The 9247-nt window shown below is 73.6% G+C and carries 5 protein-coding genes; all 5 read right to left on the bottom strand.

Annotated features, from left to right (window positions below):
* Window positions 1-590: 590 nt before the first annotated feature.
* The gene (locus AB0M54_RS20060) at window positions 591-2414 is read right to left on the bottom strand and encodes a sulfite exporter TauE/SafE family protein (RefSeq protein ID WP_364472969.1); all 1824 of its coding nucleotides are present in this window, start codon (window positions 2412-2414) and stop codon (window positions 591-593) included.
* Window positions 2411-3712: a hypothetical protein gene (locus tag AB0M54_RS20055; protein ID WP_364472967.1), complete on the bottom strand. Its 1302-nt coding sequence runs from the start codon at window positions 3710-3712 to the stop codon at window positions 2411-2413. The genes AB0M54_RS20060 and AB0M54_RS20055 overlap by 4 nt, the downstream gene beginning before the upstream one ends.
* A 15-nt stretch (window positions 3713-3727) precedes the next feature.
* Complete coding sequence (locus tag AB0M54_RS20050) at window positions 3728-5350, bottom strand: DUF4331 domain-containing protein (protein WP_364472965.1); 1623 nt, start codon at window positions 5348-5350, stop codon at window positions 3728-3730.
* Between the two features lie 80 nt (window positions 5351-5430).
* The gene (locus tag AB0M54_RS20045; protein ID WP_364472963.1) at window positions 5431-6498 is read right to left on the bottom strand and encodes a LacI family DNA-binding transcriptional regulator; all 1068 of its coding nucleotides are present in this window, start codon (window positions 6496-6498) and stop codon (window positions 5431-5433) included.
* Window positions 6498-9233, bottom strand: a complete 2736-nt coding sequence (locus tag AB0M54_RS20040; protein ID WP_364472961.1) for a glycoside hydrolase family 3 C-terminal domain-containing protein — start codon at window positions 9231-9233, stop codon at window positions 6498-6500. Before AB0M54_RS20040 ends, AB0M54_RS20045 begins: the two co-directional genes overlap by 1 nt.
* Window positions 9234-9247: the final 14 nt, after the last annotated feature.

Below are 9247 nucleotides of genomic sequence, written 5' to 3'. Positions count from 1 at the left end.
CGGGCGGTGGTAGGGCGGCTCGGCGTTGCGGTCCTGAATGCCGTTGGGGTCTACCGCTGCGACGGGCGGTGGTAGGGCGGCTCGGCGTTGCGGTCCTGAATGCCGTTGGGGTCTACCGCTGCGACGGGCGGTGGTAGGGCGGCTCGGCGTTGCGGTCTTGGATGCCGTCGGGGCCTACCACTGCCTCGAACGGTGGTAGGGCTGCACGGTGTGGCCCGCCCGGACACCGTCAGGACCTACCACCGGTGCGGGGCAGCCAGGGTGAGTGGCGGCAGGGAGGGTGAGCGGGCAGCTCGGGCGCCTGGCAACCTAGCTCGGCCCATGACCAGCGCGAGGGCCGGCACCCAGCGGAAGCGGGCTCGACCCGAGGGCCAGCACGCAGCGGGACCAGGCACGCCATGAGGCTGGGGTCGCCATTGGCAAGCAAGATCAAATCTTACGCGGCCGCCGCCACCTCCCCCACCCCTGTTCTGGGTGGGCGAAACGTAGCGCGGAGGTACGACAAGTTCGGTCTTTCGTCCACAGGAGGGTGCCGGTGTGGATTGTCGTGCTTGGAGAGTGGGCTGGCGGCGGCCTGCTCGCCGGCCGGGTCAGAGCAGGCCGATGACGGCTCGCCCGGCGAGGCCGGCGCCGACGATCAGGATCAGGGCGGCGGTGAGTATCGGGGCGGCGGTGCGCAGGCGGCGTAGGCGGGTCAGGCGGCCCTCCAGGCGGTCGCGGATCTTGATCAGGAGGAGGCCGGCCGCGGTCAAGGTGGCGGCCATGCCTGCGCCGTAGGCGATGACCAGCAGGACGCCGAAGACGGTCCGGCCCAGGGCGGCCGCGCCGAGCAGGACGATCAGCGCGGACGGGCTTGGGACCAGCCCACCGGCGATGCCCATCCCGGCGATACTCCACCGGCTCGGCCCTGAGGCGTTGTCACGGTGTTGCTCCGCCACATCGGAGTGGTGGTGTCCGGGCTTTTGCGTGTGGGCGTGGGCGTGGCGGTCCGGCTTATGCGTGTGGGCATCACCCTCGCTGTGCCATCGTTCGTGCTGGCCGGGCGCGTGGTCGTGGTGCGGCTGGTCGTTAGTAACGTCGGCGGGCTCGCCGTCCGCGCGCGGAAGATCCAGCACGGCCGTGGCTCTCGGGCCGGTGGTGACGCCGCCGCCGCGGTCAGTGGGTGCGCCTGCGAGGGTACGTCCGCTGGCATGGACGTGCGGCTGAGTCGTCTCTCGCCCAGGCGCCCGGCTGTCTGCGCCGGCGTGGGTGTGCGGGCCGGCGTGGTCGTGCTGGTGAGAACCGGCGTGAAGGTGGGGCTGAGCGCCGGCGCGGGTGTGCGTGTGGCCGCCGTCCTCGTCGTGGGAATGGGTGCCGGGGCCGTGATGGTGGTGGGCGTCCAAGGGGCCGCCCCGGCGGCGGAGGGCGGCGATCAACGCGCCCGCCCCGATCGCCGTGACCACCACCCCGCTGACCAACCCCAGGTACCCGAGGATCGTCTCCCCGGCGACCCCGGCCGCCGTCGTCAGCAGCAACCCCAAAGCCAGCACCCCGCCGGTATGGGTCAAGGTCACCGTCGCCCCCACCGCGACCGCGTCGCGGGGGCGGCCACGCCGGCCTGCCAGGTACGCCGCCATCACCGTCTTGCCGTGGCCGGGCAGGGCGGCGTGCCCGGCCCCGAGCAGCAACGCCAGCACCACGGCCAATGCGCCGACCCAGGGCGTGAGCCGCCGCCCGCCGACCAGCTCCTCGAGATAGCGCTCGGCCCGAGCCAACGGCCCGGCCGAGTGCGGCGACGCCTCCAACGGCCGAGAGGAGAGCGGCGACGCCTCCAACGGCCCGGCCGAGAGCGGCGACGCCTCGGACAGAGCAGACGACGACCCCGCGCCGGCCCGGCTGGTGAACGACGCTGTTCGCGCCGAAGGCGGGGACGTCAGCAGGTCCGACGGGTAGTGCCGCAGCTCGTCGCTGATGCCGGCGGTGGGCAGCGGCGAACCCTCCAGCGCCACCCCGGGCCCGGCCGTCGCCACCAGCTCGCGCCAGCCGATGCGGTCGTCGCGGAACGTGAACGCCATGGCCACGTCGCCGAGGGCGGCCGGTGCGGAGAGTGTGCACGAAAGGCGGCTCGTCGAGAGGCCGCCGGCCCCGGGCGCCGAGGCGAACGATGAGGACGCCACAGTCCACGCGACCGGCCGGCCGGACACGGTCACCGTGAACGTCGACGCCGCGGAAGCACAGGTCGGCGCCGGGTCCTGGAGGGTGGGCAGTTCGGCGATGTCGGCCACCACCACCGCGTCCAGGCGGTCGGGGTGCACGGTCAGCGCCGCGTACGTGTTGACCGAGAAGTTGCCCAGCGGGTGCGCCGACGCCGGCCCGGCCGGCAGCAGCAGGACGGCCCCGATGACCAGGGCCAGCAGGATGGCAGCGCGCTTCATCGGTGGGCCTCCAGGGCGGCCAGGGCGCGGGCCGCGGTGGGTCCGTCGGCGGGGGAGAAGTGCGGGTTGAGCGAACGTGTTCGCCGGAGCTGGACGAGCGCCGACGACCGGTCACCCAGGGTGAGTGAGATCTGGGCGAGATGCCAGGTGTACGCCGCTGAGGACGGCGCCGCGGCCACCGCGCGGCGGGCGTACCCGAGGGCGGCCTTGTCCTGTCCGGACTGGTGGAGGGCCTGGGCCAGGGCGTCGGCCACGTCGGGGAAGGGGCGCCGGGCGAACTCGGCGCGGGCCAGCCGCACGGCCGTGGCCTGGTCACCGCGAGCGAGCGCCAGCTGGGCGCCGGTCAGGTCGTCGCGGCCGCCGTTGGCCTGGAAGACGCGGTGCGCGGCGTCGGCCAGGTCGAGCTGCCGAGACGGGTCCTGGCCGGCCAGGCGCAGCAGCTGGGCGTACTCGAGGAGGGTGTCGGGGGTGGGGGTCCGGGCGGCCACCTTGGCCGCGTCGGCCAGCGCGGGGGCCAGCAGGCCGCGGGCGGCCAGAACGCGGGCGCGGCCCCGCAGCAACGGCTGGTAGTGGGGTTCCGCGGCCAGCCCGGCGTCGAGGTGGGCGGACGCGCCGGCCAGATCGCCCCGGCTGAACGCCAGGTCGGCGAGCTGGCCGCGGCAGAACGCGATGTCCGCCGGGTCGGCCGCCGCGGCCAGGGCCTGCTCCATCAGCGACGACGCCCGGTCGAGCGAGCCGCGCAGTTCCAGGTCGTAGGAGGCCCGAGCATACGCGGCCAGGCCGGGCCGCAGGTCGAGCATCTTCTGGATCGCCGCCGTGGCGCCGGCCCGGTCGCCGAGCTGGGTCAGCGCGTCGGCCAGCACACCGAACGCGTTCGCGTCGTACGCGTTCGTCCGCAGCGCTCGCGTCGCGTAGGTGCGCGCCGCCGCGAAGTCGTGCCGGGCGTTGGCCAGGGCGCCCAGGCCGACCAGCGCGTCGGGGTTGTCCCGCACCGCCAGTGAGCGTTCGAGGGCGCCTTCGGCCCGGGGATACAGCGACGGGTCGGCGGTGATCCGGGCCCGTTCCACGTACGCGACGCCGAGCGCCGCCCAGGTCTGATGGTCGCGGGGCAGCTCGCGCAGCCGGTCCTGGGCCCGGGCGATGGCCTGGGCCTGCCGGTCGGCGGGCGCTGCCGCGGGGGCAGCACCCGCCGTCCGGACGACCGGCGGCGTCTCGCGCAGGCCGAGGATCGCACCGGCCGCGAACACGGCCAGGGCGGTCACCGACACGATCGACACAATCCGCAGGTGGTGACGCATGACGTCGCTGTCTCCTCAGACCCGGGCCCGGCGGCGCAGCCAGGCGAGGACGACGAGGAACAGGACGACGGCCACGGCCCCGACCGAGAGAGCCACGATCAGCCACCTGTCCCGGGACGAGTCCTGGTCGGCCGAAGCAGGCTTGAGGGCGACGGGCCCGGGCGCGGAGGACGCCGACGGGCCGGTCGCGGCGGGCGGTTCGGTCGCCACGACCGGCGACCGGTTGCTGTTGACGGCGCCCATGTTGGGCAGCGCGACGTACGGGAAGGACGCGCCGAACTGCTGGTCGTTGGCGTCCACCTTGTCGCCGGCGGCCAGCGCGTCGACCAGCTTGCCGGTCTGCGCCGCGCCCTCGACCGCCTGGATCGAGATGTCGACGGCGTCGTCGGTGAGCCGCCGCCCGTTCGGGAAGCCCTGCAGGTCGCCGCCGAGCACGCCGAGCCGGTTGGGTGTGGCCGCGACCGGCACGCCCAGGTTGAGCCGCAACATCTCGGACGGCCGGAACCGGCTCGCCCGCACGTCCTTGTTGTTGAGCTGCGAGTTGAGGTCGGCCTTGATCGGACCGTTCGCCTTGGTGGTGATGCCGGTCAGGAAGATCTCGACCAGGTCGTTACGCGGTGTCGCCGGCGCCGGGATCTGATAGATGCCCTGGATGAGCTTGGGCAGTTCCGGGTCGGTGACACGCTGGACGACGGCGGGGATGCCGGCGTCCTTGTCGGGCGAGATCGAGTTGAACGCGTCCTTCAGGCCGGCGGGTACGACCACCTCGTTGACCAGCGGGTTGCCCAGACGCGACACCTGCACCCGGTCGTTGGTCAAAGCGGAGTCGCCGGTGATCCGCACCCGGTTGCGCTCGGTCGTGGTCCACACGCCGATCACCGGATTCCGCTGGGCGTCACCCTTGAGGGCGACGTCCTTGAACGGCACCTGGAGCGCGAGCGTGTTCACGTTGTAGCCGGCCAGCGTGTCCTGACCGGTCCCGCTGAGGTCCCCGCCGTACAGCAGGTCGAAGACCCGCAGGTCGAGGAAGAACGGGTCGTCGGCCTGGCCGGCGTAGAGCTTCCAGCCGCCGGGCAGCCCGACCGTGGCCTGGTCACGCAGTGTCTGGTAGTTGGGCATGGACGCGGCGCCGGTCCACGACGGCGCGACCGGCGCGTCCTTGATCCGCGTCTTGAAGGGCTGCCCGTCGAACGACGACTGGAGCGTGTACGTCTGCCGGAACAGCAGGTTCTCGTCGTCGAGCGAGGTGACCGGGCCGTTGTTGTAGAGGAACGTCTGGTTGCCACGCTTGTCGACGTTCTTGAAGGTCCAGCGGAACACGGCGTCGGCCTTGGCGTCGCCGTCGCTGTCGACATTGATCTTGTACGCGGCGTCGGTCGCGAACGGGTAGAAGTTCGGACCGCCGTTCGGCTCCTCGAACGGGATCCAGTTGGCGATCATGGTGACGTAGCCCGGCCGGTCCGGGCTGACGAACGCGTACAGGTCGGTGTTGTCCGCGGCCGGGTCGCTGGCGATCAGCGGCGCCTCGCGGTGGCTGGACGCGGTGCTCGTCGACGGGCCGAGTCCGCCGATCGCGCCGGCCAGCACCAGGCCGGTGGCGGCGAGCGCCGCGGCGGTGCGCTTTCGTCGTGTGGTCATTCTCTGTCCTCCCCCAAGGTGGTCGTGCGGGAGGACTTCGCCGCGGCGCGCGTACCGGATCGGTGAGGGTCGGGTTCCGGTCACTCACCCATCCGGGCCGCCGCGGGCTCCGAAACAGGTCTTGATGCGGTACTTCGGCGCACGGTGAGCGCGGGGCCGAGCAGGGTCGATTCGGGTACGGGCGCACCGTCCAGTTTGCGCATCAAGAGGAAGACGGCCTGCCGTCCCACCTCCTCGGCCGGGATCAGCACCGCGGTCAGCGGCGGCCACGCGTTCTCGGCCACCTGGTCCGGGCAGATCGCCACCACCGACACGTCGTCCGGCACGCCCCGTCCCAGCCGGGGCAGCACCGCCAGGACGTGGGCGAGCGCCTCCTCGTTGTGCACAACCAGTCCGGTGACGTCCGGAACGTCCATCAGCAGCTGTTCCACGGCTGCCCGCGCGTCGTCCGGCGATTCGCCGCAGGGCCGCGCGGTGGCCGTGATCCCCAGCCGCTCGGCCGCGTCGAGGAACCCGGCCCGGGTCCGGCGGGCGAACCCGGTGTCGCGCTGGTAGACCACCGGCGGCGCCCCCAGCAGCGCGATCCGGGTGTGCCCGAGTTCGGCCAGGTGTTCGGCGCAGCGTGCCCCGGCCCGGTGGAAGTCGAGGTCGACGCAGGTCAGCCCGGTCGGGTCGGCGGGAAATCCGATGAGTACGGAGGGCCGGCCGAGTTCCCGCAGCACCGGCACCCGGGCGTCGGACATCTCCACGTCCATCACCAGCACGCCGTCCACCATGGCGCTGGCCGCGATCCGCCGTAGCCCGGCCGGCCCCTCGTCCGCGGTCATCAGCAGCACGTCGTGCCCCGCCTGCCGGGCCGCGGTGACCACGGCGGTCACCAGCCGCATCAGGACGGGCAGGTGCATGCCGGTCCGCAACGGCAGGACCAGGGCGATCACGTTGGCCCGTCGGCTGGCCAGCGCCCGTGCCCCGGCGTGCGGGTGGTAGCCGAGCTCGGCGATGCTGGCCAGGACCCGCTGCCGGGTGGTCGTCGAGATGGCCCGCTTGCCGGAGAGCACGTAGGAGACCGTGCTGACCGCGACGCCGGCGTGCCGGGCCACGTCGGCGATCGTCACCATGTCGGCGCGCTTCCCGTCCGGACGGGCCATCAGGCCGCCCCTCGGCCGAACTCCAGCGCGCTGACCCGTACCCCCGGTTGGTCGAAGACCAGGAACAGATCGTGCCGGCCCGCGCCGTCGAGGGTCTGCACCACATCCGCGTAGCGGTACGGGTCGCCGGTCGCGGGCACGTCGATCGTGGCGAGGAGCCGGCCGGTGAGCGGATCGTCCAGCCGCAGTTCGAGGCGGGCGTCCCGGTCCGGCGCGGCGGCCCGGACCCGCACCCGGCTCACCCCGGCCCCGAGGTCGACGTGGTGGAAGGCCACCCAGGCGCCGGCCAGCCGCGCCTCCACCACGTCGCCGTCGGTGCGGGTCTCGTCGGCCAGCCGCGTACCGAACTGGTCGTCGCGTGTCGCGGCCGCGAGCGGACCGGCCCGATCACGCACCTCCTCGCCCCGCACCGACAACGCCGCGCAGAGCGTGATGTCGGTGCTGGAGCGCCCGATCATCACCGAGTGCCGGGCCGTCTCCACGGTCATCCGGCCGCGGGTGACGTCGAAGTGCGCGAGGTCGGCCGCCCGCAGCTCGAAGGAGACGGTGGCCCGCTGGCCGGGCTCGAGGCGTACCCGGCGGAAGTCGCGAAGCTGCCGCAACGGCTGCCGGACCCGGGACCGGCGCCGGCGGGTGTAGAGCTGGACGACCTCGGTACCGGCCCGATCACCGACGTTGACCACCTCGGCCAGCACCGTGACGACCCCGCCGGCGTCCGTCTCGGCCCGGCTGAGGCGCAGGTTCTCATGGGCGAAACGGGTGTAGCCAAGCCCGTGGCCGAACGGGAACTGCGGCGTCCCCCGGAAGTACAGATAGGTCGACTCGCTGCCGATGATGTCGTAGTCCAGCAGGTCGGGCAGTTCGGCCGCGTCCCGGTACCAGGTCTGGGGCAGGCGCCCGGTCGGTTCGTCGGCGCCGAGCAGGATCTCCGCCAGGGCCGCCCCGGCTTCCTGCCCGCCGTGCGCCGACCACAGCACCGCGGGCACATCGTCCGGCAGCGCGTAGGGATAGCTGCTGGTCAAGGCCAGGACCGTGCGCGGATTGGCGGCCAGCACCGCTTCGAGCAGGACCTGCTGCGCCGGTGGCAGGGCCAGATCGGCGCGGTCCTCGGTCTCGCGTCCGGCCACCATCGGATGGTTGCCCAGCGCCACGATCGCCACGTCGGCGTCACGGGCCGCCGAGGCCGCCAGCGCCGGCCCGTCGACGATCAGCGAGGCGGTGAACGCCGTGGCCTCGTCGACGGTGGGCGCGGCGGCCCGGAGGGGCGGGAGCGCGCCGGGGGAGAAGGTGACCCAGCGATCGAGGGCCACGTTGCGCAGGCGCACCTCGTCGCCGGTGCGGCGCGCCTCGAAGGTCTCGCGCACCACCCACTCGCCCGGTCCGGCGCTGTCGTCGGTCAGCACCCCGTCCGGGCCGGCCCGCAGGTAACCGCCGGCGGGGGAGCGGAAGGTCAGGACGCCGCCGCCCCAGTCGAGCACGTCGAAGCGGCCGGCCTCGGCCGTACCGGATCGCAGGACGATCCGGTCGCAGCCCTCGACGAAGGTGGCCGACGGCAGGGCGGAACGCAGCGTGGTCGCGTACGGCAGGGTGCCGCTGTACCAGTCGGTCAGCACCGTGCCGGCGAGCGGCCCGATCACCGCGAGCCGTGCGCCCGGCGGCAACGGCAGCAGCGCCCCGGAGTTGCGCAGCAGCACGACACTGCCGCGGGCGGCGAGCCGGGCCAGGTCGCGGTGCTCGGCGCAGTTGATCACGTCGCCGGAGACGGCGGCGTACGGATCGGAGCCCGGCGGGTCGAACTCGCCCAGCCGGACCCGCACGGTCAGGATCCGCCGCGCCGCGGCGTCCACGTCGGCCTCGTCGATCAGCCCACGCGAGAGCGCCTCGGTGAGCCGGTCGACGGTCGGCCTCGGATCGGCGTCGTCCTCGGTGAAGCAGTCGACCCCGGCCCGCAGCGCCGCGCCGAACGCCGCCGCGTGGTCGGGCAGATAGCCCTGGTCGCGGTGGATGTTGCCGCCCGCGCCGGCGTCGCCGACCACCATCACCTCGGGCAGCGCCGAGCGGATCAGCGGGCTGAGGTGGGCGGGACGGCCGTTGACCAGGTTGTACGACGCCATCACGGCGACCGCGGCGTCTGCGGCCAGGGGCGCTCGGAAGGCCGGCAGCTCGTACTCGTGGAGCACCCGCGGCGGCAGGTCGCTGGACGTACGCGAGCGGTCGGTCTCGTTGTTGTAGCCGAGGAAGTGCTTGAGGGTCGGCGCGGTTCGCAGGACGCGCGGGTCGTCGCCACGCAGGCCGCGCGCGTACGCGGTGCCCATCACGCCGGTCAGCCAGGGGTCCTCGGCGTACCCCTCCTCGTTGCGCCCCCACCGCGGGTCGCGCAGCGGATTGACCACCGGCGCCCACACGTTGAGGCCGACCCGCTCGGGGTCCTTGTGGTGCAGCGCCCGCACCTCGGCCCCGGTGGCCTCGCCGACCAGCCGGACGAGGTCCGGATCCCACGTGGCGCCGAGCCCTACGGCCTGCGGGAACACGGTGGCCGGCCCGAGCCAGGCCACCCCGTGCAGCGCTTCGGTCCCGGTCCGGAAAGGCGTCAACCCCAGCCGGGGCACGCCCACCTGATGCTGATGCAGCAGCCCGATCTTCTCCGGCAGCGTGAGCCGCGCCAGCAGGTCGGCCACCCGGTCGGCGACGGGCCGGTCGGGGTCCCGGAAGCTCCCGGGCGCCGGGTCGTTCATGCCGCGCCACCCCT

Origin of the sequence: Actinoplanes sp. NPDC051470 (assembly GCF_040682035.1) — a bacterium.
In the GTDB taxonomy this organism is placed as follows: Bacteria; Actinomycetota; Actinomycetes; order Mycobacteriales; family Micromonosporaceae; genus Actinoplanes.
Note: the sequence above shows the minus strand (reverse complement) of the source record. Positions and strands in the feature narration are given on the sequence as shown.